The organism is Psychrobacillus sp. OK032, assembly GCF_900111345.1.
GTDB lineage: Bacteria > Bacillota > Bacilli > Bacillales_A > Planococcaceae > Psychrobacillus.
Window position 1 is genome coordinate 273,185 of the sequence record NZ_FOGY01000001.1, and the last position, 23,169, is coordinate 296,353.

The 23,169-nt window shown below is 36.7% G+C and carries 24 protein-coding genes; 6 read left to right on the forward strand and 18 right to left on the reverse strand.

What is annotated here, in order from left to right:
* Positions 1-72: 72 nt before the first annotated feature.
* The 10 genes from mraZ to BMZ04_RS01390 all read right to left on the reverse strand — a co-directional run bounded on the left by mraZ (position 73) and on the right by BMZ04_RS01390 (position 9,345).
* Positions 73-504, reverse strand: a complete 432-nt coding sequence (gene mraZ / locus BMZ04_RS01340) for a division/cell wall cluster transcriptional repressor MraZ (protein WP_093263913.1) — start codon at positions 502-504, stop codon at positions 73-75.
* A gap of 438 nt (positions 505-942) precedes the next feature.
* Positions 943-2,559: a bacillithiol biosynthesis cysteine-adding enzyme BshC gene (gene bshC, locus BMZ04_RS01345; protein WP_177184272.1), complete on the reverse strand. Its 1,617-nt coding sequence runs from the start codon at positions 2,557-2,559 to the stop codon at positions 943-945.
* Positions 2,560-2,737: 178 nt separating this feature from the next.
* Entirely contained in the window at positions 2,738-3,094 is a 357-nt protein-coding gene (locus BMZ04_RS01350) for a DUF3397 domain-containing protein (protein WP_177184273.1), read from the reverse strand.
* A 16-nt stretch (positions 3,095-3,110) separates the two neighbouring features.
* A complete protein-coding gene (locus BMZ04_RS01355; RefSeq protein ID WP_093263925.1) occupies positions 3,111-4,001 on the reverse strand; it encodes a ketopantoate reductase family protein in 891 nt (296 codons plus the stop codon).
* 275 nt (positions 4,002-4,276) lie between these two features.
* The gene (locus BMZ04_RS01360) at positions 4,277-5,818 is read right to left on the reverse strand and encodes an acyl-CoA carboxylase subunit beta (protein ID WP_093263931.1); all 1,542 of its coding nucleotides are present in this window, start codon (positions 5,816-5,818) and stop codon (positions 4,277-4,279) included.
* 128 nt (positions 5,819-5,946) lie between these two features.
* On the reverse strand, positions 5,947-6,159 hold the full coding sequence (locus BMZ04_RS01365; RefSeq protein ID WP_093263936.1) for an acetyl-CoA carboxylase biotin carboxyl carrier protein subunit: 213 nt from the start codon (positions 6,157-6,159) through the stop codon (positions 5,947-5,949).
* A gap of 218 nt (positions 6,160-6,377) precedes the next feature.
* Positions 6,378-6,776, reverse strand: coding sequence for a hypothetical protein (locus BMZ04_RS01370; protein WP_093263941.1), 399 nt, complete (start codon positions 6,774-6,776; stop codon positions 6,378-6,380).
* Positions 6,777-6,840: 64 nt separating this feature from the next.
* Entirely contained in the window at positions 6,841-7,596 is a 756-nt protein-coding gene (locus BMZ04_RS01375; RefSeq protein WP_093263945.1) for an enoyl-CoA hydratase/isomerase family protein, read from the reverse strand.
* 1,011 nt (positions 7,597-8,607) lie between these two features.
* Positions 8,608-8,781, reverse strand: coding sequence for a 50S ribosomal protein L32 (gene rpmF / locus BMZ04_RS01385; RefSeq protein ID WP_093263953.1), 174 nt, complete (start codon positions 8,779-8,781; stop codon positions 8,608-8,610).
* 24 nt (positions 8,782-8,805) lie between these two features.
* Positions 8,806-9,345: a YceD family protein gene (locus BMZ04_RS01390; RefSeq protein ID WP_093263958.1), complete on the reverse strand. Its 540-nt coding sequence runs from the start codon at positions 9,343-9,345 to the stop codon at positions 8,806-8,808.
* A gap of 124 nt (positions 9,346-9,469) precedes the next feature.
* Here BMZ04_RS01390 and BMZ04_RS01395 point away from each other — a divergent pair, with 124 nt between their 5' ends.
* Entirely contained in the window at positions 9,470-10,684 is a 1,215-nt protein-coding gene (locus BMZ04_RS01395) for a nucleotidyltransferase (RefSeq protein ID WP_093263963.1), read from the forward strand.
* Positions 10,685-10,689: 5 nt separating this feature from the next.
* On the opposite strand, the gene BMZ04_RS01400 is transcribed toward BMZ04_RS01395, so the two are convergent.
* A complete protein-coding gene (locus BMZ04_RS01400) occupies positions 10,690-11,736 on the reverse strand; it encodes a SepM family pheromone-processing serine protease (RefSeq protein ID WP_093263968.1) in 1,047 nt (348 codons plus the stop codon).
* 93 nt (positions 11,737-11,829) lie between these two features.
* Between BMZ04_RS01400 and BMZ04_RS01405 the strand changes: the two genes are divergently transcribed.
* A complete protein-coding gene (locus BMZ04_RS01405) occupies positions 11,830-12,708 on the forward strand; it encodes a hypothetical protein (protein ID WP_093263973.1) in 879 nt (292 codons plus the stop codon).
* Positions 12,709-12,747: 39 nt separating this feature from the next.
* Here BMZ04_RS01405 and coaD read toward each other — a convergent pair whose 3' ends face one another.
* The 3 genes from coaD to BMZ04_RS01420 form a co-directional block, all read right to left on the reverse strand.
* Positions 12,748-13,233, reverse strand: a complete 486-nt coding sequence (coaD, locus tag BMZ04_RS01410; protein ID WP_093263977.1) for a pantetheine-phosphate adenylyltransferase — start codon at positions 13,231-13,233, stop codon at positions 12,748-12,750.
* A gap of 1 nt (position 13,234) precedes the next feature.
* The gene (gene rsmD, locus BMZ04_RS01415) at positions 13,235-13,804 is read right to left on the reverse strand and encodes a 16S rRNA (guanine(966)-N(2))-methyltransferase RsmD (RefSeq protein WP_093263982.1); all 570 of its coding nucleotides are present in this window, start codon (positions 13,802-13,804) and stop codon (positions 13,235-13,237) included.
* Between the two features lie 366 nt (positions 13,805-14,170).
* Positions 14,171-15,589 (reverse strand): hypothetical protein, encoded by a 1,419-nt coding sequence (locus BMZ04_RS01420; protein WP_093263986.1) that lies wholly within the window; start codon positions 15,587-15,589, stop codon positions 14,171-14,173.
* Positions 15,590-15,632: 43 nt separating this feature from the next.
* On the opposite strand from BMZ04_RS01420, the gene BMZ04_RS01425 reads away from it, so the two are divergent.
* Positions 15,633-16,028 carry a DUF7147 family protein gene (locus BMZ04_RS01425; RefSeq protein ID WP_369802618.1) on the forward strand — a complete coding sequence of 132 codons (396 nt, stop codon included), beginning with the start codon at positions 15,633-15,635 and terminating at the stop codon, positions 16,026-16,028.
* Between the two features lie 13 nt (positions 16,029-16,041).
* Here the strand turns inward: BMZ04_RS01425 and BMZ04_RS01430 are convergent, their stop codons facing one another.
* A complete protein-coding gene (locus BMZ04_RS01430) occupies positions 16,042-16,314 on the reverse strand; it encodes a YlbG family protein (RefSeq protein WP_093263995.1) in 273 nt (90 codons plus the stop codon).
* Between the two features lie 303 nt (positions 16,315-16,617).
* On the opposite strand from BMZ04_RS01430, the gene BMZ04_RS01435 reads away from it, so the two are divergent.
* Entirely contained in the window at positions 16,618-17,520 is a 903-nt protein-coding gene (locus tag BMZ04_RS01435) for a glycerophosphodiester phosphodiesterase (RefSeq protein WP_093264005.1), read from the forward strand.
* A 373-nt stretch (positions 17,521-17,893) separates the two neighbouring features.
* Here the strand turns inward: BMZ04_RS01435 and BMZ04_RS01440 are convergent, their stop codons facing one another.
* Positions 17,894-18,343 (reverse strand): YlbF/YmcA family competence regulator, encoded by a 450-nt coding sequence (locus tag BMZ04_RS01440; protein WP_093264010.1) that lies wholly within the window; start codon positions 18,341-18,343, stop codon positions 17,894-17,896.
* Positions 18,344-18,427: 84 nt separating this feature from the next.
* On the opposite strand from BMZ04_RS01440, the gene BMZ04_RS01445 reads away from it, so the two are divergent.
* Entirely contained in the window at positions 18,428-18,925 is a 498-nt protein-coding gene (locus BMZ04_RS01445; protein ID WP_093264020.1) for a PaaI family thioesterase, read from the forward strand.
* Here the strand turns inward: BMZ04_RS01445 and BMZ04_RS01450 are convergent.
* Complete coding sequence (locus tag BMZ04_RS01450; RefSeq protein ID WP_255367750.1) at positions 18,874-20,268, reverse strand: UDP-N-acetylmuramoyl-L-alanyl-D-glutamate--2,6-diaminopimelate ligase; 1,395 nt, start codon at positions 20,266-20,268, stop codon at positions 18,874-18,876. The genes BMZ04_RS01445 and BMZ04_RS01450 overlap by 52 nt on opposite strands.
* Before the next feature lie 174 nt (positions 20,269-20,442).
* Here BMZ04_RS01450 and BMZ04_RS01455 point away from each other — a divergent pair, with 174 nt between their 5' ends.
* Entirely contained in the window at positions 20,443-21,174 is a 732-nt protein-coding gene (locus BMZ04_RS01455; RefSeq protein ID WP_093264026.1) for an amino acid kinase family protein, read from the forward strand.
* Positions 21,175-21,993: 819 nt separating this feature from the next.
* Here the strand turns inward: BMZ04_RS01455 and BMZ04_RS01460 are convergent.
* Complete coding sequence (locus BMZ04_RS01460) at positions 21,994-23,082, reverse strand: CAP domain-containing protein (protein ID WP_093264029.1); 1,089 nt, start codon at positions 23,080-23,082, stop codon at positions 21,994-21,996.
* Positions 23,083-23,169 lie beyond the last annotated feature (87 nt).

The following is a 23,169-nucleotide window of genomic DNA, read 5'->3' on the forward strand; positions in this document are numbered from 1 at the left end:
CTCTTAAAAATCCGTGACATCCGCCGGAGGCTCTGCCTCAATTAAACTGGGGGTGACCCCGGCTGAATTAAGTTAGATATCGAAGCCAATCATATTTTCTGCAATGTCATTGAAGGAATCCTCAGATTCTTCAAAGTAATTTTCCCAAGCATCCTTCGCCCAAATTTCCAGGCGGTTTGAAACTCCTAACACGATACATTCCTTGTCCATCTTTGCATAACTACGAAGATTACTCGGAATATTAATACGCCCCGTTTTATCAATTTCAACTTCTGTAGCACCTGAAAAGAAAAACCGAGTAAATGCCCGTGCATCTTTTTTAGTTACAGGAAGTTCTTTTAATTTTTCCTCGAGTTTTCGCCATTCATTCATAGGATAACCAAATAAACAATTATCAAGACCACGTGTTAAAACAAAACAGTCTTCTAAGTGTTCACGAAATTTGGAAGGTATTATTAACCGTCCCTTCGCATCAACGTTATGTTGATATTCGCCCATGAACATGCTACTCACCCCACTTTATGTCATTAACATACCACATCCCCCCACTTTCCTCCACCCATTTTTAAAAAAATGAGCATTTAATTTTTCAAAATGCGTAAATAGTACTTGTTGAGACAAAATCGGTGCCAAAAAGCTATATTTTTCCTCATACAAAAGCCCCCACAAAACTGTGGGGGCTTGCGCTTAATCAAATATGCCTCGGCGTATTTGCGCCAATATTTCCCTCGAACTTGCTCGAGAACATCCTCTGAAAATCTGTGGCATCCGCCGGAGGCTATAACTTTATTCAGAAGTTATTAATTATTTGCGAGGTGTAACCGCAGGAACAGGGGTTTGTTGGCCCTCGTTTGATTTTTATTTGTATCTCACCACATATAAACAGTGGGAGACATCTGCTCCTGCGCAAGCTCGTCGCAATAAAACATTTGCTGAATTAAGTTATATATATACTACATGATGTTTCCCATTAAACTCGTATGGAACTTCTAAAAGCTCTTTTATAAAATTTGGTCCTACCTCATTTAATAGCTGAAGTGGGGAATAGGTTCTCTCTTGTAGTCCTCCATTTGGAATTAGGTCCATAATAATTCGATCATAGCGATGAATAGAAGCATCCAACTTACCAAGAAGAGTATCATCGATTGCATGTTCAATAAATGTTAATTGTCTTTCATGGTAACGTAAATTCTTCTCCACTAACGGACTCAATTTAAGATCATCTTCTATTAAAAGCTCTTTTAACTGTGCATACTTTGCTACAAGCTCCTGTTTCATCGTTTGGATCAACTCGGAAATTTGTTCATTTCGATGATTGTTAATATATTGAAGTTTCGCATCTTCCACTGCTCCACCCCATACATCTTGTATAGTGAATGAAAATTTTTCGAGTAATGTTTGTGTTCTTGCATTAGCAACAGTAACACTTAATCTTGGCATAATGACTGGCATCTTCATATGGAAAAGTTCAAATGCCGTTTTTAGTGTCCCCCAATAAGCGATTTCACCTGGCCCCCCGATAAAACTCAATACAGGAAATACCATCTCTTGCATAATTGGTCTTGTTACAACGTTATTACTCAACTTTTCAGGATGATTAACTGCAATATTCATCAACTCATCGGTCGTAAAGGAAAGCCCCTTTGCTTCATGGATGAACATACCATCTTTTCGTTCTAATAAAAACCGTTCTCCAGATTCCACAAAAAATAGATGGGCAGCTGATTCCTTTGTTTGGATTGGCGATCCGAAACCTGCTTGTTCAAATTCCTTTTCTTTCTTAAATACTATTTCCGAAAGTTCAGAAGCGTTTTCCACGAAAAGTTGAAAATATTCGCTTTCTAACTTTCTTAACGGTTCGTATGCAGCATCTATTATAAGTAAACCTTCATCATGAAAGAGATCATTCATAAGTGCGGCAAAGAAGTCCGTATACATTACATTATTTTCTAGGTGATTCATTACTTTAGAAAATAGCTCTTTCGTGTATAACGTTTCCGGTAAACTTTGAAAAATTTCAGTCAAGTAATTCTCCATTAATGTTTTATCAAATGTTGTTTCGGAAGCCATTTTCTTAATTTTCGATTTTGCCGGATATACAAGCTTTTGAAGTTTTCTACTTTTTTCTATGTAAACATGGTTAATCTCGTCAATATCATGATCTTCTCCAGCTATCCAAAAAACAGGGATAACAGGAACTCCAAGTATCTCTCTTTGCTGCTTAGCTAGCGTAATAACCGATATTGCCTTGTGAATAGAATACATAGGTCCCGTTAATATACCAGCCTGTTGTCCTCCAATTACGACAACCCCATTATCTTGTAGCTCTTCTAAATGTTTATTGCTTTTTTCTGAAAGTCCAAATTTACGCATATAATTTGTTATTACGTTTACAAGTTCCGTTCTTTTGGTTTTACTAAAATCAGTATCTTGAAGCCTTTTATTAAGCGCCTTTTGATTCCATTCATAATGAAAAAAAGAAGATAAACTAGTTGTATTCTCCAAATATTTCTTATAAAAAAGGTTCGCGAATGGTTGTGTGTGTTGCTCTAATCGCACGATTTTTCCACCTCTAATTATCAATTTCACCTTAGCGTATTTTCTGTACTGCTTCTCATAAAAAACAATTCATATGCCGTCGGTTTTAATCCTAATTCAACAGAGTGACTTACGTGCTACTGAATTAAGACAAATACTTGTATGAGTATATCATTACAGGAGAATGCGTGGAAAATTATTAGCTTATATAACTAAATACGTATCGGATAACTCCGAATACCCAGAGGAACGCATAAAATAGACAAAGTAACATAAATAATATTCTCCAAATTTTTCGAAGTAGCGAACGAACTTCAATCTCATGTTTTGTACGCCATTCCAAAAAAGTCAGTATCGATGCAAATACTAATGAACAAATGATTAATAGGAATCCAATATTCTTTACAAAAATAACCGTGTAAACATGAGAAACGGAGAAAAACAATAGAAACGTCGTTACATCTGCCGCTATGCCGATGGATTTTTTTCGTTTATGAAAAAAGTATTTAGAGACGATAAACGTCAGTATAAATAGTACGATAGGATATAATAGCAAAAACGAGATAATCGTATTAAAGATGTCGTTCACCTACTTTATTCTTTTCCTGCAGTAGTAAATAGAGTGTATTTAATATCGGTAATTTTTTATTTCTTTTTCTCGCTTCTTCAATAATTGCCCCTACAATTGTATCAAGTTCCATTAAGCGCCCTTCCTCATAATCTTTTAACATGGAAGAGTGATTAAATTGTGTATTTGTGCAAAGTGTGACCACTTCATCCCATGAAAATCGACCTTTCCACTCATCAAATGTATCCAGCATTTCATCGTATATATTTTTAGCAATTGTTTTATAAGCTATGTTTTGAACAAGCTCTCCGTTTGGAACACGCGCAATAGTCGTTAAAGGATTAATCAAACTATTTAACATTGCTTTTTTAAATAATACGTCTTCTATATTAGTCGAGAATTGCAGAGGAAAACGCTCGTTATGATGAAGGAATAGCTCCCCTATCCTTGCCCACTCCCCTTTCCAATTGCCAACCGTCGTTACACCCACACCTAAATGCTGTACGGTATGAGCATTTTTTTTCGTTGCACCATGTAATACAGACCCTACCATTATAGTTTCTTGCTTTAAATTAGTAGCATAAGAGAGATGGAGTAACCCATTTTGCAAGAATAAAAGAGGAATATTCTTTGGCAATGCATCTAATTCTTCTTTTAACGATTGCAAGTGATGATACTTAACCGCAAGTATGATTAAATCCATATCATCTAGTTTGTCCATACTATAAACAAGATTGCAAGGGATCAACTGCTCTCCAGTATTGCTTTTTTCTATGTATAAATTATTTGGCGTATTAGGATTTCGAACTAAAAATGTAATATTATGTTTCGCTTCTGCTAAATAAGCTCCAAATAACATTCCAATAGATCCTGCACCTATAATTGCAATCTTCATATGAATCACCTCGGTTTAGTAAGAAAAGCTCAAGCGCCTATATTAGAGGAATACAGTCTAAGCTCACGACATCGTGGTGCTCCTGCGCAAAGCTCTTCGCAAAATAAAACATTTTACAACGACTGCAATGTCTTTTACGACGAGTAACCACAGGAGCATGACCTGCATCCTGCCGACCTTCAACAGGCAAACAGGGAAAGCGTTGGAGCTAGATATGTTTATACTTTCTTATCTTATAAAAAGGTCTACCGAAATGGTAGACCTTTTTAAAAATATTATACAGGAAGCACTGGGTGTTTTCGAGGTGCAGGCGCAATTTCTTTATCTTCATAATAACGAAGACGGTCTGCAAGTTCTCGACGTAAATCACTCGGCGCAACGATTTCATCGATAATCATCTCGGAAGCTAGCTTGTAAATATCAATTTCCTCTTTATATTCTGCATGCTTTTCTTGCACAAACTTTAGTCTTTCTTTTGGATCTTCAATTGCTTCAATTTTATTTGAATAGACAGCATTTACAGCAGCTTCTGGACCCATTACCGCAATTTGAGCCGTTGGAAGCGCAATACATACATCCGGTTCAAATGCCGGTCCAGCCATCGCGTATAGTCCTGCCCCGTATGCTTTACGTACAATTACAGAGATTTTTGGCACAGTTGCAGAACTCATTGCAGCAATTAACTTAGCACCATGTCTAATAATGCCAGCTCGCTCAACCTTCGTCCCTATCATAAATCCTGGAACATCCGCTAAAAATACTAACGGTATCGAGAAGGCATCACAAAGCGAAATAAATTTTGCAGCTTTATCTGCTGAATCTACAAAAAGTACCCCACCCTTTGCTTTCGGTTGGTTTGCAAGTATCCCTACCGCTTGTCCTTCAATACGCGCAAATCCTGTAATTAGTTCTGGTGCAAATAGTTTTTTTACATCAAAGAATGTACCTTCGTCTATAATTGCATCAATCGCTTCATACATATCAAACGGTGCATTTTGATTTTCCGGAATAATCGCTTCTAGCGTTCTTCCTTCTTTTATTGCTTTTGCTTCAACCTTTTTAGGCTTTTTTGTATAGTTGGCAGGGAAGAAACTTAAGTATCGTTTTGCTTCTGAAATGGCCTCTTCTTCGGAGGTCACAAGCACATCTCCAACACCACTAACTGTACAGTGCATTCGTGCGCCGCCCATTTCCTCTAAAGTAACTTTCTCACCAATTACTTTCTCCGCCATTCGAGGAGAGCCTAAATACATAGATGCATTTCCTTCTACCATAAAGACGATATCACAAAACGCTGGAATATATGCACCACCTGCTGCAGATGGACCAAATAATAAGCAAATTTGTGGAATAAATCCTGAAAGCCTCACCTGATTGTGGAATATTCTACCTGCTCCTCTACGGTTTGGAAACATATCTAGTTGATCGGTAATACGGGCACCAGCAGAGTCTACTAAATATAATAATGGAACTCTATTTTTCTCTGCTATTTCTTGTATACGGATAATTTTTTCAACTGTACGAGATCCCCATGAACCAGCTTTTACTGTTGAATCATTTGCCATTACGCAAACTGTTTGTCCATTCACTTTACCAGTCGCCGTCACAACTCCATCTGCTGGCAAATCACCTGCTTCTACATTCGCAAATCGACCATCTTCCGCATATTCCCCATTATCGAAAAGTAATTTTAAGCGATCTCGTACAAATAATTTATTTTGTTGTTTCATTTTTTCATGATATTTCTCGTGACCACCTGCGTAGATAGATGTTAGTTTTTGTTCTAGTCGCTCATTATACCCTTTTGTTTCTCCCACTTTATATACCCCCTTATAGAAATGCGCAAGCGCCTATGTCTGCCCCGAGGGGCTAGGCGCTGAAGCTGGACAGTTACCTTATAGAAATGATTTACTTCCTTATTCTTTAAGAAAGCTCAAGATTGACTTTATTCAAACGTAACTAGTACGTCGCCTTCGTTAACGAAATCACCTTCTTTTGCATTGATAGCCGCTACTTTACCAGCTGTTTCTGCTTCAATAGGAATTTCCATTTTCATTGACTCGAGTACCATTACTACTTGTCCAGCGGTAACTTCCTCTCCAACTGCTACGTTTACCGTAAAAACTGTTCCTGCCATTGTTGATTCTAAATTTTTCATTTGATATTTCCTCCCTTTGATGTTTGAATCATTCCCTTAAAAAGGATGTTGCCTATATTCCACTTCTAAAGCTCACTTTTTGTAAGAATTCATAGAATAATGGAATATTTTCTTTACACTTTCTATTCTAGCAGAAGAAAATACTTTTTGTGCGTCCTTTATTGCTAATTTTCTATTTTCTCAAATAAAAAAAAAGCCTCTAATGGAAGAGACTTTAACTATTGACGTTCTAAATGCGTAATTCCTTGTTTTGCCCAATTTAATAATTGCTCGTAATCTTGTTTTAATAAATTATAGGCACTAGAAATTTCATCATACGATTGTTTCATCTCATCATAGCTTTCCATCGCTAACTGTAAATGGTTTTGTAATGTAGATGAGTCCGTCAATTCTCTTACTACATGTTCTTTCCCCGTAGTATCTCTTTTAAATATTTGTGGTCGGAGATTTTTATTCCACCTAAATGCACAAGCTTGTTTGGAGCGACCTAACAAAATGCTTGCTTCTTCAAAACCAGAAATTTGCGTAAGACCTTGTTCTATTTTCTTTAAAACTATTTCTTTCAAAAGATTGTCTTCTTCCGCACTCCAACTATCTTTTCTAATTTTAACATTCATGTTTATCACCCTTTGCTTTTTTACTAATATATGCAAAGTGGGTACAAATAGACTCTAAATATGGTTATCTTTTTAAAAAAGCATCGACTGCTTTGTGATGCTCATCTTGTCCCCAAAGAATCGCACAAGTTGATACTTCATCCATAATACGCTCATATAAATGGGTATTTTCCCATTTTTGAATAGCCTGTCTTTTGTATGCTTTTAAAACAGAAGAATGTGGGACAATCATTTTCTCGATAAACTTATGTAAAGCACTATATTTATCTCCTTCGTAAACTTCTGTTGCCCAGCCAATAGAAAGAAGATAGTCAGAAGTATATGGTACCGCTTCTGTTAGCATTTGCAACGCGTGATCATGCCTCATTCCTCTTTCAAATAAGTACGAGCCTCCACCCCAACCTGATGTAATTCCTAATTTCCCTTGAATAAAGCCACACTTCGCTTCTTTCTTCACTAAACGAAAATCGCATAACGTAGCGATTTCACACCCGCCCCCTACAGCAGTTCCGTTTAACAAAGCAATTGTTGGAATGTCTAATGTTGCTACTTCATATAAAACTTGCGCAGTTTCCCTTAACATTGGGTATGCTTCTTTTTCTGTTTTTAGCATATGGAATACAGAGAGATCACCGCCTGAACAAAATGTTTTTTCCCCTGCTCCCGTAATGACAGCAAGTTTAATGGAATGATCTGTTTTTACTTTTTGCACTAATTGTTTAAATCCTTCTACTACTTCTCCGTTAATCGCATTATGGATTGCAGGTCTGTTGATTTCAAAGATAATGATGTCTTCTCTTTTTTCGATTGTAAATGCCATATCCATTCCCCTTTTGCAATTTTATATATCAAGGGTACCATACCTATCGATTAACAAGAAGCATGATTTCTGCAGAAAATTGCATGAAGCGGATTAAGGGCAGCGACATTGATTAGCTAGCAAGCTCAATGTATTGGAGCGGAAGGGCGGCGACTCCAGCGGGAATAGCAGATGTTTTTTTGCACCGAAAGCGAAGCGTCAGGTGCATGAGCTGAAGACCCCGCAGGAGCAAAGCGACGAGGAGGCTGAAGCCATGCCCGCGGAAAGCGTCCACCCTGCAGCGGAAATCCTAGCGGTAACACATTATTGCGCAGTATTCTTATATCCAACTATCCTTTACGGTTAGCTCGGGATGATAAGATACACTTTAAGGTACAAACTATCCTTCGAACACGACAAAGACTATACCGAACTCTACTAACGCCCGCTGAACGTGACAAACTTTCTCATAGTAAATCCTTCATTGTCATTGGGTGACATTTTCTAATTAGCTTTAATATATCGTGTAAATGTATCACTATGTTGCGAATATGCTCAGGTTATTGCTTGTAATTATATGATGTGTATAAAATGATTCTAACTAAGAAACTGCTAGGAGGATGTTGATAAACCTAGTGCTCTTTTCAATTCAGCTATCGATTAGTCAACGAGTTCCATTGATTGTAGCGGAAGGCGGCGACTCCAGCCGAGGTCAACAGGATGGTGGTCACGAAGGCATTGCCACACGATGTGGCGCTCTTAGCCTTTGTTCCTCTCTAAGACAGATGAGACATCACAACGAAAGCGTAAGATGGCTCATCGCTCACCCGGCAGTAAGCGTCCGCCTGCAGCGGAAATCATACCGGCCACTTAATAGAGCTTCTATTGCGCAGTATTCTTAAATAGTGACATACCTTAAGTTGTTGAGAGGAAGTTAACCACATACCGTATATTTCATAATTTCTTAAAACAAAAAAAGACTACCGAAGAGCCATGGTCTCTTTGGTAGTCTTTTATGGAACAAATACTGAATTATTTGCTCACTACTTCTTTCCCTTTGTATTGACCGCATGATTTACAAATACGGTGAGCCAATTTCATTTCACCACAATTTGAACAAGCAACCATACCAGGTACGGATAATTTAAAATGTGTACGACGTTTTCTTTTTACAGTTTTAGAAGTTCTTCTAGCTGGTACTGCCATTGGTGGCACCTCCTTACAGATCTATTATTCGTCTGTTTGATCAAAATACTTAGCTAAATCAGCTAGTCTTGGATCCAATTTTGGTTGTTCATCTTCTTGCATATCGTTCAGATCTTCATCTGTTGTATAACTCCAACCTTTTCCACCTTCGTGTCTAAATTGGTCTGCACCTTCTTTATACACTTGCAATGGAATTTCTAAAAGAATTAACTCTTCTAGAACAGGGTCTACATGAATGACATCCCCTTCTACCACATGAAAATTATCATATGCCTGCGCAGAAGCAGCTGCCGTCTCAGACCAGTTAAAGATTTCATCAGATTGAATCTCAAATGGAAATTCTACGTCTTCCCATGTGCGTGCACAAGGTAATATTAGAGTCCCTGAAAGCTGAAAATGACAATTCATTTGCGCTGCACCAAACGTGCAATGCCCTTTTACATGAACGGGTGAAATGTTTCGAACGTCCGGGTTTCGTTCCTTCACATTTTCCAGGGTAACGAACTCATCTAACGGCATCCCGTTTTCACGATATTTTGCTAGTTGACTAATTGCCCATTTCATACGATTATCACCTCAAGACAACAAAGTTGATTATATAATGACTGAATTTAGATGTCAAGATAATTTCTTGTCACTACATAATAATAACATTATAATTTGAATAAGGAAAGGATTTGGTTAGTATATGAACGCTACTGGAATTGTTGTGGAATATAATCCATTTCATAATGGCCATTTACATCATTTAGAACAGTCACGATTGAAAACAAATAGTGAAGTTATGATTGCAGTAATGTCAGGTAACTTCTTGCAACGAGGTGAACCTGCACTTGTTGATAAATGGACGCGAACAAAAATGGCTCTGTTAGCTGGTGTTGACTTAGTAATTGAACTACCATATGCATTTGCTACTGCTCAAGCAAGTGATTTTGCAAAAGGAGCGATTTTTTTATTAGATGCGTTAAAATGTAAGGCTTTTTGTTTTGGCAGCGAAGAGGGCTCTTTAGAAGCGTTTCAACATACGTATGATTTATTAACGGAAAATAAAACATCATATAATTTAGCGATATCCTCGCTAATGAAAAAAGGGATAAGTTATCCTAAAGCATTAAACGAAGCTTATAAGATTGTTTCTAAAGATGTGTCCGTGCCATTAGTGGATCTTTCGAAGCCAAATAATATTTTAGGTTATCACTATATAGAGGCTGCCCAAACGTTACATACGAAAATTCAACCGGAGACGATTCAACGTGTAATAGCAAATTATCATGATGCAGCGAAAACTTCGGAAACAATTGCGAGTGCTACCGGAATTCGAAAAGTATTGTTTGACGATGATGATTTAACTGGAGTGCAAACTTTTATGCCACCTACTAGTTTAGATGCACTATACGAATGGCAAGGTATAGCTAACTCTTTTGGTAGCTGGGAACGATTTTATCCATTACTTCGACTAATTATTTTGCGTCATACAAAAGCATCACTTGCTCAGTTTGCAGAAGTGACAGAAGGTATGGAAAATGCTATATGGAATGCCGCTACTACTTGTATATCTTTTCAATCTTTTATGGAAAAGATAAAATCGAAGCGGTTTACATGGACTAGAATTCAACGAATGTTAACACATATTTATACTGAATTTACTTGGAAACAATTACGTGAAACCGAGTTACCGACTTATATTCGCCCATTAGGGATGAATCAAAAAGGACAAGCTTATTTACAGTCGATAAAAAAGGACTTGCAGCTTCCACTTGTTAGTAGAGTTGCCGCAAGTAAAGAAAATAGATTACTTCAGTTAGATATTAAAGCAGCTAACTTATATTATCTTGGTTTACAAAGTTCGTTTGGACAGCAAATGGTTGGAAGCGATTTTAGAATAGCACCCATTCGTTTATAATACGTTTATTTTGGCTCTAGTTTTTCTAAATATGCAAGTGCATCGTCAATTGTTTTAACAGGTACAATTTCCATTTTTGTACCTATTTTTTTTGCCGTTTTTAATGCTACATCATAATTTGATGTTAAATCAGGGTTTTTCTCTAACACCGCGGGGTCTATATCGTCATCAGGAGCGAACATGATTTCCATTCCTTTTCGATCTGCTGCAATTACTTTTAAGTCAATGCCACCGATACGTCCGACAGTCCCATCGGGTAGCATCTCCCCAGTACCGGCAATATTGTACCCTTTCGTAATATCTTCAGAAAGCAATTGATTTAGTATTTCCAATGTAAACATAAGTCCAGCAGAAGGTCCCCCAATATCTTCTGTGTTCATATGAACGACAGGGGTAGTTTCTACTTCTTTGTCTTCTTTATAGGAAATCCCAATACCAGGTTTATCAAGAACGCCTGGAACTACTTTTAGCGTGACCTCTTTCACTAGCTCCTTACCTTCTCGTTCAATTAGTAATTGGATAGTATCGCCTTCTCGTTTGTCTGTTAAATATGTTTGAATTGATTGTTCTGTCAAATCTTTCAAATTATCCATTTCTAAAATTTTATCACCAGGTTCTAACACATTATCTGCTGCACTACCATCCACTACATTAAAAATAAATATTCCGTTATTTGTTACTGTATAAGGCTTTTCCGCTCGATTGTATGCAACCGTAATAGCATTAAATTGAGAATCAGACATAAGCTTTAATTGACGAACATTATATTCTTTATCGTCTTCGTCTTCCTGCCGAATTTGATTTGCCTTATATATTTTTTGATTATCCACTAGTTTAGCGTATGCGTATGTAAGTGGTGTCGCCTTTGCAAGAGCAATGGTAAGTAGACTCATTGTGCCGATGTCATCCTCATCTCCACCGTCCACTTCAACGAATGGAGAAAGCTCATAGGCACCTCCTGGTTTAGAAATATATGACTCCATCGGATAAAAGGCAAGAGCCAACACAATCGCAAATACGAAAAGAAGGATTACGGACTTTCTCTTCTTCATAGGTCTCCCTCTCTTTCTTAACTATATATGAGTATTAGTTTATCACTTCCATTTTTTTCTGACAAAACAATCGAAAATAAAGGATGAAATTACATGCATATAATAATCACTATCGCAAGCTGGGCACTCATTATTTTATTGTTTCTACAACCTGGTACGGCCCATAAGGGTGCTGTAGAAGGCATGCGTATCTTTACGACGGCATTACTTCCCTATTTGTTGCCTTATTTAGTTATTACGCAAATGTTTATTAGATCACAAAATACATTTTTACATACAACGAATAAGTTTAAATTATATATGAATGTTTACATATTAAGTGCATTAGGAGGGTTTCCAAGTGGAGCTGCTGTTATTTCTTCGTTAAAGGAAATGGGCACTTTAAATGAACGAAACGCTAGTTGGTTATTAGGGATTTGTCATGCCCCGAGTCCGATGTTTGTTATTGGATTTGTAGGAATTGAAATTTTCAACGCAGAATTTGCAGGAATAAAATTGTTAATCATTATACATCTTATCAATTTAATCTTCCTCTTAGTATTCATCATTTTTTCAAACCCTATTCAACAGAATGATTACAAAACGACAATGGCTGTTTCCCCATTTCAAGAAAGTATTAAAGAAACATCACAAATATTATTGTTAATCGGTACAACCGTTATTTTTTTTACTACGGTGAGTATTATTGTTTTTGAATCTGTGAAGGAAATATTACCATCTATTTCACCGTTATTATTAGTATTTGTTGCATCTTTTTTCGAGATGACTGGCGGGATAAGTTTAGCTGGTGAAATACTTGCCGGAAAAGCCATACTCCCATTTGTCGTAGCAATTATCATCGCTTTTAGCGGTATAAGTATTCATATGCAAATCATTGTACTTGCTCAAAAAGCCCGTATTCCTATTAAACGTTATATTTTATTTCGCTTCCTACACATGCTTATAATCCCTATATTCTTTTTGAACTGGTAGTTTCCTAGGGATGAAAAAAACCTTGCCACTACGGCAAGGTTAAGATTTATTGAATTTTTGACGAAGAGCAGCTTCAACGTGTGGGGGAACTAATTCTTCAATCTTTCCTCCATACTTAGCTACTTCTTTAACGATACTAGAGCTTAAAAAAGAATATTGGTTTTTTGTCATGATGAAAAATGTTTCTATTTCATCGTTCAATACGCGGTTCATCGATGTAATTTGCATTTCATATTCGAAATCAGAAACTGCTCGTAGTCCTCGAATAATTGCGCTTGCATGGACACTTTCCGCATAGTCCATCAATAATCCAGAATAAGTCTCCACTATTACATTGGTAAGATGGCTTGTTGCCTCTTTAATAAGTTCTATTCTTTCTTCAACGGAAAATAGTGGATTTTTGGATGAGTTATTTAAGACGACAATATTGACTTGTCCAAAGACAGCCGCTCCTCGATTAATAATATCTAAATGTCCATTAGTTATTGGATCAAAACTTCCTGGTACAACTGCAATTTTAACCAATTTAATCCCCCTCTTCTTCTAAACGTCTACGATAAATAGAAATAATAGTACCACCGTACGTTTCCCGCCTAGCAAGAGTAAAAGTTCCTAAATCAGCTGCCAAGTCAACCGTTTTATCATGTTCGCATACGATAAGTCCCGTATCACTCATACATCCAACTTCTACAATCTTTTTGGCTAAATCATAAAATACAGTCTTATTATACGGTGGATCTACAAATAGTAACTCAATTTTCAGTTCTCTTTTTTCAAATGCTTTTACTGCACGGGCAGCATCAATTTTGTATATTTCACACGAATCTTCCAAACGACATTTCTTTAAATTTTCGTTTATCGTTTGGATGGCTTTCTGATCTTTTTCGATGAAAATACATAAATCGATTCCACGACTTAATGATTCAATACCTAAGTTTCCACTTCCCGCAAATAGATCTACTGCGATCCCTCCGTCAAAATAAGGACCAATCATGTTAAAAATAGATTCTTTTACTTTATCCGTTGTAGGACGTGTATTCGTTCCAGGCACCGCTTTTAGTGGCAACCCTTTTTTAGATCCTGAAATGACTCTCATGTTTAAACTCCTAATGATCAAATTCGCCTCGTCGAATTTGCTCCTGCGCAAGCTCGTCGCAGAAAACAGTGCGCTCAGATTTTTCTCGAGCAAGCTCGAGAAATTCCTCTAAAATCTGTAGCATCCGCCGGAGGCTTTGGGCCGACAGAACGTTGGTCACTCAGGCGTTGCCGCAGGACGCGGCGAGCTTAGCCAGAGTTCCCCGATATTTCAGCAGGGTTTGTGTACCCCACTGAACTGAATACATGCTTTGAATTTATCACACCATTTATAGAAGTGGAAGACTTCTGCTCCTGCGCAAGCTCGTCGCAAAAAAAATCTGCTCTTTGCGCAAGCTCGTCGCAAGAGAACATTTGCTGAATGAAGTTAAAATGATGCGGATTCCGTAATATTTATCCGGTCTTCTTGTTTTTCTATATTCAATAAAAACAATCGAATCATCCATCCTTCTTCGATATAAAATTCTGATCCGATTCGCTCAAATGGTTCTGACATTGCGTCATATCTTTTTTCATTCAATACGTAAAAAGGTTCCTGGATTGGAAATCGAAATGCTCTTGTATCATTTTGCACATATAAACCTTTATCTGTATCATTTAATGTGTAACCTAGTTCAACTAGCAAAGGTTCAGCGGCATATAAAATTTTCCCGTCTTTCATTAATAATTTCATCTCTTCTTGTTGTACTCCATTTACATACACAGTACGTGAATCCTCAAAAAGCAACGGAAATTTTTCTGATTCAGCCTGTCCGTTCAATTGAAAAAAAGAAGTTTTAAATCCAATTATTTCTGATAGCAATTTATCTAGTTTTTCCGCATTTAAGGAACTAATTTTAGTCAATGCCGTTTTCCATTCTGAGAATTGATTCATTGTAAAATAATTTTTAAGTGTTTCATACATCCAAATTGATTTTTCTGCCCCAATTGGTTTATCAATTGAAAAACTACTTACAACTTCTGCAAGCAAAGGACGCTCGTCGGTTAATCCATATTGTAATTTAACATTTTTCACTATTAACTCAGCAACTATCGAGTCAATATCTTTATCCTTCGTAAATGCGATACGTGGTGACTTAATATTATTTATATTTTCAGTGAAAAGCAAGGTCATATGTGTATTATTTGGAATATTTAACTTATCTAATCGCGAACTCATTTCTTTGGAAAGTTCTTCATTTGAATGAACAGTTAAATAATCATTTTCATATTTCACTGGAATTATGGCCCGTTGCCAAAATAAATCTGAAATATTTCCAGCTCCATAAGATAGGGTATAATCGATTAAATTTAAGGACGAGGTTCCAATTATCGGTAAACCACTTATCCACATACCCCCTCTTTTCAACTCATCCGTTATATGGAGAGTTGTATAAGAGACTCCACCCTTTTCGATTTTCGCTAAAAATCCAGAAAATAAAATTCCATCTGTTAATCCATCTACTAATGGAATTTCATACGAGATGCTCTGTTTAGCAGACTCACCTTCCTCAAAGAATGTTAAATCATCCGATAATCGACTACAACTATCACTAGTACTCAAATCACAGCTTCTATTTTCACTCGTAATTGGCCATGTAATGGTCAATTGTTCATGTGGCAAATGATTAAAATGTTGCTTAACAATGACTTTGTCACTTTTAAACTTCATTTCAATTTCTTGTTCATAATAAAAAGATTTTTCCTCTTCTTCCAAACTAGAGGAGTAGACTTGATATTGAAATAAAAGTAAAACGCTATTTGTCACAACAAGCAACATAGTCAAAAAACTTATAACAAATTTCATAGAATTTTCCTCCAACAAAGTGGTAAGATGGACTGGAAAGGAAGTGTTACCATTGATTCAACGTTTTATAGAACTAGGTGAAGGCTACGGAGATGTATTCGAGCTTTGTGAACTCGCTCGTTTAAATAGAAATCGCATACATCATGCATTCATATTCACGTCTAAAAAAGTAGATAAAGAGTACTTTTCCATTGCAGTTGCTCTAAAGCCAATTAATAACGCAAACTTTTTCCCAATATATATTTGTCGAGAAGGTATACCCAATTCGGAAATGGTACCTAAAAGGATTTCAGCATTTAAAGAGACGCTAGAAGAGCTACAAATCAAACCAATCCAAATCGACATGAAACATTCTTCCACATTTGTAGACACAAATTTATTTTATCAATATGTAATCGGTGTTTTACGATTAAATAACTTAATACCACCATTACAGTAATCGAGAGCAGAAATTACAATCCAATTTTATAATCGTATTCTTTCGCTTTATCCGGCTTACTATTTTCAAACTCTGTTTTTAAGAATGGGCGATATGATTCTAGAATTTCTTTTACAAAAGGAAGTTTGTTCATCTTTTGTTTGGCGGTCTCAATTTGATCTTGATCACAATATAACACGACATATTTCAACTTTTTCGAAATATAGTGGACATGGCCATATTTTCTTAATGATTTCGCTTGTTTTAAATGATGCACATAGACAATTAATCCTTGTCTTTCTGTCATACTTTTTCCCCTCATTTCTTCCTCTTTAGGATAACATATCCGGGAAAATGATAGCAACAACAACTAGCTGACAGTTGTACGTTCAAAAGTTATAATTAGAAAAGCGCACGCGCCTATGATTAGAAGAATACAATCTAAATTCGCAACATCGTGTCGCAACAACTGCATGACCTTCATCCAATAGAGGCCTCAGACAGGCGAATTGGGCAAGGCACGGGAGCTGGATCGATACTGAGTAAAATAGTTTATAGTTTCTTTTCTTTTGAAAGAAGCTAACTGTTAAAAAGGAGGAAAAATCGATTAATGGGAAAAAAGACTAATGTTGTGTTCGCTATTGCTGCAGCTGCAGGAGCAGCCTGGGCCAGTACAAAAGCTATTTCTAAACCACAAAGTCGTACTCCAAAAGAAGCACTTGAATACGAGCAACCAATCATTCTTGCGCATCGAGGTGGAGCGGCACTTGCTCCAGAATGTTCGCTTGCCGCTTTTGAAAATGCAGCAAAATTAGGAGTTCATGGATTTGAAATAGATATACGATTAACAAAAGATGAAGAGATTATCGTTTTTCACGATGAAGACTTAGATAGAGTTACAAATCTAAGTGGCAAAGTAGCGGATTATACATTTGCACAATTAAAAGAAGCTGACTTAGGTCACCACTTTGTCGATTTAGAAGGCTCTTATTCATATAGGGGTTGCGGTGAACAAATAATCACTTTAGGTGAGCTTCTCGATACATATCCCCAAATGCTTATAAATATGGATATTAAAGATGCTCCCCAAACCTATGAAGGTAGTTTAATGCCTTCCAAGCTTTGGAGACTATTAGAAGAAAAACAAGCTTTCAAACGCGTTGTGGTTACTAGTTATTATGACGAACAAATAGATCGTTTTAACTTGTATGCACAAAATACAGTTGCTTTAGGTGCTGGTGAAAAAGAAGTAAAAAAAGCATATACTGCATACACTAGCCAATTTAGACATTTATATCATCCAAAGGCAGATGTATTTCAAATACCAGTGAAATCCAACTTATTTCCCCTTGATAGTGCAGGGTTTATCAAATTTATCACTTCCTTGAACATTCCTGTTCACTATTGGACTATCGATGATCCAGTAGCGATGAGGAAATTGATTAAAAACGGAGCAAAAGGAATCATAACCGACCGGCCTGATTTAGCGATCGAAGCATTGAAGCTAGACTAGTAAAGCGCAAGTGCCTATTTTAGAGGAATACAGTCTAAATTCGCGACATCGTGGTGCTCCTGCGCAAAGCTCGTCGCAAAATAAAAAAACATTTCGCAACGACTGTATGACCTGCTTCGTGCAGGCCTCCGACAGGCAAATGGGGATGGGGTAGGTCTGCAAAGTGCACCACATCCTGTGGCAAAGCAGACATGACCCGCATCGTGCGGGCCCAGGAGGCAGCTCTTCAGCCACCACAAGCGCTTTTGTTTGCGACGAGCTGTGCGCAGGAGCAAGGCGATGGAGCTGGATCGATAACGAGTATAAAGCAAATACTTTCTTATCTATCAAAAAAAGGATGTGTGCAAATAAATGCACACATCCTTCATAGTTCTTATGCAGAGCAAGAGCAAGCCCCGCCTGTACCGCAGCCACTTCCACAGCTCGAGCCGCTGGATGCAAAAAATGGGTTGCTCACAGGAACTTTAACACCTTCTGAAACTGATTTACCGATTAGCAAACTGACTTCATCGAGCAAATCTTGCAATTCATTCTCTGCAACCTTTAATGTTGCAACTTCATCTACCATATCCAATTTTCGTTTAGTTACTCGAATATCTTTCATAACTTTCGAATAATCAGGATGGTATTTTCCGAATCGTTGAACCTCTTCATACTGGTCTTTAAGTTTCGTAAAATGATTAATTTCACGAACTAGATTCGAATTTGTATATACAGCACGATGTGCATCTAAATAATGATAAAATTGTTCAGAGGAAAGAACCATTGTACATAGCAGATCTGATTGGTCCATTATAGTGGCCCATTCATTGGTCATTATCAATTATAAAACCTCCAATCTGTTATATCATAACAGAAATGGAGAAACAAATGCTAAATTATTTACTTACTGTTAGGAGAAAAAAACATGAATGAATTACAATCTTTACTTCACCAAGTAACAGAGAATGCATCAGAAGCTGATATGACCCTTCTAAAAGAATTTCTTATAGGGATCCAAATGAAACAACAAAATACTTCTACCACTTATTTAAATGCAGTTTTACAAATGGACATACAATTTGATCATGATACATGTATCGTTTCATTTCCCATTACTCCACTTTCCTTTAATACGTTTGATAAGCCACACGGAGGGATTATCGCAACACTTATGGATAATGCGATGGGGTATCTTGTAAACAAAGATTTACGGCCGGAAGGAAAAGGGGCTGTAACGACAAATATGAACATCCATTATGTGAAAGCAGCAACACAAGATTCGTTGATCGCTACAGCGTCTTACCTACATAGAGGTCGACAAACATTAGTGTTAGAATGTACAGTCACTCAACCAGACGGTAAAAGAATTGCTCATGCTACTGGATCATTTTTTGTTATTAACCCATCTGGTTCTTCAAAATAGTTTCGTACAACTTGATGGTCAGAAAAAGGGACTACAAGATCATTAGCAATTTGTTCTTGCTCATGTCCCTTTCCTGCTATTAAAATGACATCTCCTTTTCGGGCAGATCGTAATGCCAAATTAATCGCTTTTTCACGATCTGGTTCAATCATTACTTCGCTAAGATTCACACCACTTACAATTTCCGCAATAATGTCTTCTGGACGTTCATTTCTTGGATTATCAGAAGTTATTATTACTTTTGTCGCAAATTTTGACGCAACTTCTCCCATACCTTTTCTCTTTTGTTTGTCTCGATTTCCTCCGCAACCAAACACAACATAGATATCATTTTTTACATAGGATGTAATTGTAGATAAACAAGCCTCCAATGCGTCAGGTGTATGAGCATAGTCAATTAGCACCTCTATGCCTTTACTATTTAGAATCTGCTCTAACCTCCCTTTAGGTAGTGTAAGAGCTTTTATTTCTCCAAAAGGAATATTTAGTGCAGTTAAACTTGCTATTGCTGCCGCTATGTTCATTCCATTATAATAACCGCTGTTTTTCATCTGCAGTTGCACTTCTTTATCTCTGACTAAAAATTTATAATGAACTATTTCAGTTGAGTAGTCGACTTTTTGCAAAATAACTTCATTCGTATATTGTTCACCGAAACGGGTAACCGGTAGCTCAGTCTTTTCAGCAATTGATTTACACCAATCATCGTCATCATTAATAACTATATGTTTAGACAGCGTAACAAGTAACTCTTTTGACTTCTTATAAGGAACCATTCCACCGTGAAATTCTAGGTGATCCTTTCCTATATTCAAAAATACACCTAAATCAATTGGATACATACCTAATCGATTGTCCAATAATCCTTGAGAAGAAGCTTCTAATACAATGTATTCAACTTTATGCTCGAAACAATATTTTACTACTTGTAGAAAATCATAAAATGGCAATGTTGTGTTACTTCTAAATGGAAGATCCAGTTTTTGACCGTTAATATAAACGCCTAGTGTACCAATAACACAAACAGTTTTTTGTTGTTGCATTAATAATTGTCCTATAAACGATGCAACCGTTGTTTTTCCATTTGTTCCAGTTATCCCAATTGTCTTTATTTCTTTTCCATACAATTCATATGCCATACTGGAAATTCTCTCTTTTAACAGATGCATATCTTTCGGTAAAATAACCTGTGGTACGCTACAGTCATGGATGAAATATTCGGTGAGTATTGCTTTCGCACCTTTTTGTATCGCTTCTTCTATAAATACTCGATTACCTGTTTCAGAAACGAACATATCCCCTTCTCTAATTTGCTTCGAGTGATCGATAAATCTGTTTATCATAAAGTCCTTCAAATCACCTTTAACCTTGTATTCCAAACAATCTAATAGTTCTTTTAAAGGAAAAATAGTAACACACTCCCTACACCATTCTTGTGAGTTCGCATAAAGTAAAATGAATTCCTTGTATCGTATGAACGGAGTGTTTGAAATGTCACGAGTAGAGTGGTTGAAAATATGATTGTGCAAAAATTTGGTGGGATCGCAATGCAAGATCATCAGAACAGGAAATTGGTATTAGCAAGGATTAAGAAAGCAATTAGTATGCACCCACAAGTATTGGTAGTTGTATCAGCTATGGGAAGAAGCGGTCAGCACTATGCAACGGACACATTATTAGATTTAATACCAAACTCCGCTAGCAGTGTTGAAACAGATTTACTTTCGGCATGTGGTGAACTAATATCTGCATCAGTATTATGTGCAGAGTTAAAAAATGAAGGAATCTTGGCAACTCTTTTATACGGGAAAAGTGCGGGAATTATAACAAATGATGCTTACGGAGATGCTCAGATAGAGAAAGTAGATACAACATCGATAACAGCCGCCTTCCAACATGTCAATTGTATTGTAGTACCAGGTTTTCAAGGTATTTCAGAAGAAGCGCAAACTTTCACTACTCTCGGCAGAGGTGGTAGTGATCTAACTGCAGTCGTTTATGGACATTATTTGAATGCAGATGTAGTGGAATTCTATAAAAATGTTCCCGGTGTTATGACTTCCGATCCTTTTAGAAATAAAAACGTTGAATTGATTTCTTCTATGACTTATGAAGAATTACAACACAAAATAAATGGACCTGTAGAAGTCATACAAAAAAGAGCAGCCAAATTTGCTGCTCTCCATAATGTTCCTTTGCATATCCGCTCACTTTATGAAGATAAAGAAGGTACATTCGTTTTTAATTAATTATTTGAGTTGCGCACAATTTTTGAATTGCACTTAGGATGCGTGACGCAGTTCAGTTAGCCATTGTCACAAAATTGTCACAAAGATGCGTCGGTTTTAGTCAAGATCCCTTTAATCAACAATTATTATTTGCTGAGTCAAGTTACACCTTCACAAGAAATTAAATGAAAAAGTATCACATTTTTTACTTGTACGTTCTCTTTTCGCATTGGACGAAATAATTACTACATTATAACCGAGGGCTAAGTTTAGCAGGAAGTGATGCAATTCTTCCTGCTACATCATTTTTGGTACCCTTGTTGCGGATATTTCTCCGCTACGTACCTACAACGTGAAATGAAAGTGGTCATTGATTTGAAAAGTTAGAGAAAGCTATCTTACTAATCATTGTGAAAGTGATCGAGGATACTATTTCTTGCGCTCTATCGATTCCTTTCATGCGTTCCTTGCTTACTTTTGCAAAGTGAATGCTTTGCAATATGTGCTATAAGAAGAACACTTTCTGCAAATCAAATAGGTGGAAATACGATAGAGAGCCATAGCAGGCAATAGCATATTTAGCTACTTTTTATTTACATAGGAAAGTGGCTATTTTTTTACCTAAAGGCTTTGGAACTTCAATTATTTGTGCTTACGAAAGAGCAAGAAACGAATGATTACCATAAAATTACCGTAAAAAAGTGAAAGGGATACGATAATTCGCATCCCTTTCACATCAAAATATTTATGGTGTATAACATGTTTCTGTTCAAAACACTCCTAAATATACATAGAGTACCCAGTGTATTTATTAATAATCAATTTGCTAGGCACTTTTGGTTAATCACTTGTGTCATTTTTTCTTTCTTTCACCGTATGTTGTTCAATTAAGTTTTGGGTGTAGTAGTTACTGTAGACTCCTACCCCCGTGTGTGTATACCATTCACCTAGTAATGTGGCACGATGATCTCTCGAATTTAACCAACCATTAACTGCTTCACCTGCATCAAAGTAAAAAGCGGCTGTGTTCCCGGCTGCACGTACAAAATGAATGGATGACTCTTTTAACTTATCGCTAAATTTAGGAATTTCAAATGTCTCATTAATAACAATGTTATTTTTCGCCATTTCTTCACTATGTTCTCTTGCTATTTGTTGCAATGCATAATTGGAATCCAAAACTTGTAAACCGTTCCTGTGACGGATTACATTTGTCATTTCTACAACCTGTCGCTCATTCGCCCTATCGATCGCAGCTTGCAAGGAAGAAGCTGGAGTTTCCACATCTATCATCGTTCCATTGTATAAAATATCATACGGTCTCAGTTTTACTAGCGTATTAGCATCTGTAAATCGAACTGCTTCTAACTGTTGGTCTTCCATATCTATATACAAGATTGCAAACAAATCATCGAATTGTACTAAAATTCGGGTATTAATATCTTCTTCTGTTAATGAAAAAGTATAAGTATTCGAATCAATAGACATGGTGATTTCTGATTGCACAAGCGTAAATCGATAAATATCTGTTAGCGATTGCCCTATTTTGTATGGAGTGACATCTAGATCACCACCGATTGCAAATGATTGTGAGACTAGATCATCTGATACACCAAACAGTCTATAAGTAGTAAAAGAATCATTATACACCCACCACTCATAATCAAATCCAGATGGTTCGATTCTTGTTGGCTTACCATACAAATCAATTAGCTTTTGGGAAGACTCTCCTATTAAAGTAGATATTCCTTCCTTTGGTCTATCAAAAATGTTAGCAGGCTCGGTAACTTCTGTTAATTGTTGCGGTATTAACTGACCAGAGTTGTTAGATCCCCTTATAAGTTCATTTTCTTTTACAGGATTATCAAAATATATAAAAATTACCAGTACAATAGTAACGGCTATTAATATGCGAAATAGATTTTTCATCTCATTTTTCTCCTTAACGATTACTTCGTTTTCACTAGTATATCAAGCTTACACCGAAAGACACAATGTTGCCATTGCAACATTTTC

What these genes read in the sequence shown, in the direction of transcription:
- BMZ04_RS01445 (WP_093264020.1), top strand. Translation starts at nt 18,428, where the DNA reads ATGAATGAATTACAATCTTTACTTCACCAAGTAACAGAGAATGCATCA.
- BMZ04_RS01460 (WP_093264029.1), bottom strand. Translation starts at nt 23,082, where the DNA reads ATGAAAAATCTATTTCGCATATTAATAGCCGTTACTATTGTACTGGTA.
- BMZ04_RS01405 (WP_093263973.1), top strand. Translation starts at nt 11,830, where the DNA reads ATGCATATAATAATCACTATCGCAAGCTGGGCACTCATTATTTTATTG.
- rpmF (WP_093263953.1), bottom strand. Translation starts at nt 8,781, where the DNA reads ATGGCAGTACCAGCTAGAAGAACTTCTAAAACTGTAAAAAGAAAACGT.
- BMZ04_RS01400 (WP_093263968.1), bottom strand. Translation starts at nt 11,736, where the DNA reads ATGAAGAAGAGAAAGTCCGTAATCCTTCTTTTCGTATTTGCGATTGTG.
- BMZ04_RS01430 (WP_093263995.1), bottom strand. Translation starts at nt 16,314, where the DNA reads ATGACAGAAAGACAAGGATTAATTGTCTATGTGCATCATTTAAAACAA.
- BMZ04_RS01395 (WP_093263963.1), top strand. Translation starts at nt 9,470, where the DNA reads ATGAACGCTACTGGAATTGTTGTGGAATATAATCCATTTCATAATGGC.
- BMZ04_RS01420 (WP_093263986.1), bottom strand. Translation starts at nt 15,589, where the DNA reads ATGAAATTTGTTATAAGTTTTTTGACTATGTTGCTTGTTGTGACAAAT.
- BMZ04_RS01355 (WP_093263925.1), bottom strand. Translation starts at nt 4,001, where the DNA reads ATGAAGATTGCAATTATAGGTGCAGGATCTATTGGAATGTTATTTGGA.
- mraZ (WP_093263913.1), bottom strand. Translation starts at nt 504, where the DNA reads ATGTTCATGGGCGAATATCAACATAACGTTGATGCGAAGGGACGGTTA.
- BMZ04_RS01365 (WP_093263936.1), bottom strand. Translation starts at nt 6,159, where the DNA reads ATGAAAAATTTAGAATCAACAATGGCAGGAACAGTTTTTACGGTAAAC.
- BMZ04_RS01390 (WP_093263958.1), bottom strand. Translation starts at nt 9,345, where the DNA reads ATGAAATGGGCAATTAGTCAACTAGCAAAATATCGTGAAAACGGGATG.
- BMZ04_RS01455 (WP_093264026.1), top strand. Translation starts at nt 20,443, where the DNA reads ATGATTGTGCAAAAATTTGGTGGGATCGCAATGCAAGATCATCAGAAC.
- BMZ04_RS01435 (WP_093264005.1), top strand. Translation starts at nt 16,618, where the DNA reads ATGGGAAAAAAGACTAATGTTGTGTTCGCTATTGCTGCAGCTGCAGGA.
- BMZ04_RS01450 (WP_255367750.1), bottom strand. Translation starts at nt 20,268, where the DNA reads ATGATAAACAGATTTATCGATCACTCGAAGCAAATTAGAGAAGGGGAT.
- BMZ04_RS01375 (WP_093263945.1), bottom strand. Translation starts at nt 7,596, where the DNA reads ATGGCATTTACAATCGAAAAAAGAGAAGACATCATTATCTTTGAAATC.
- BMZ04_RS01370 (WP_093263941.1), bottom strand. Translation starts at nt 6,776, where the DNA reads ATGAATGTTAAAATTAGAAAAGATAGTTGGAGTGCGGAAGAAGACAAT.
- rsmD (WP_093263982.1), bottom strand. Translation starts at nt 13,804, where the DNA reads ATGAGAGTCATTTCAGGATCTAAAAAAGGGTTGCCACTAAAAGCGGTG.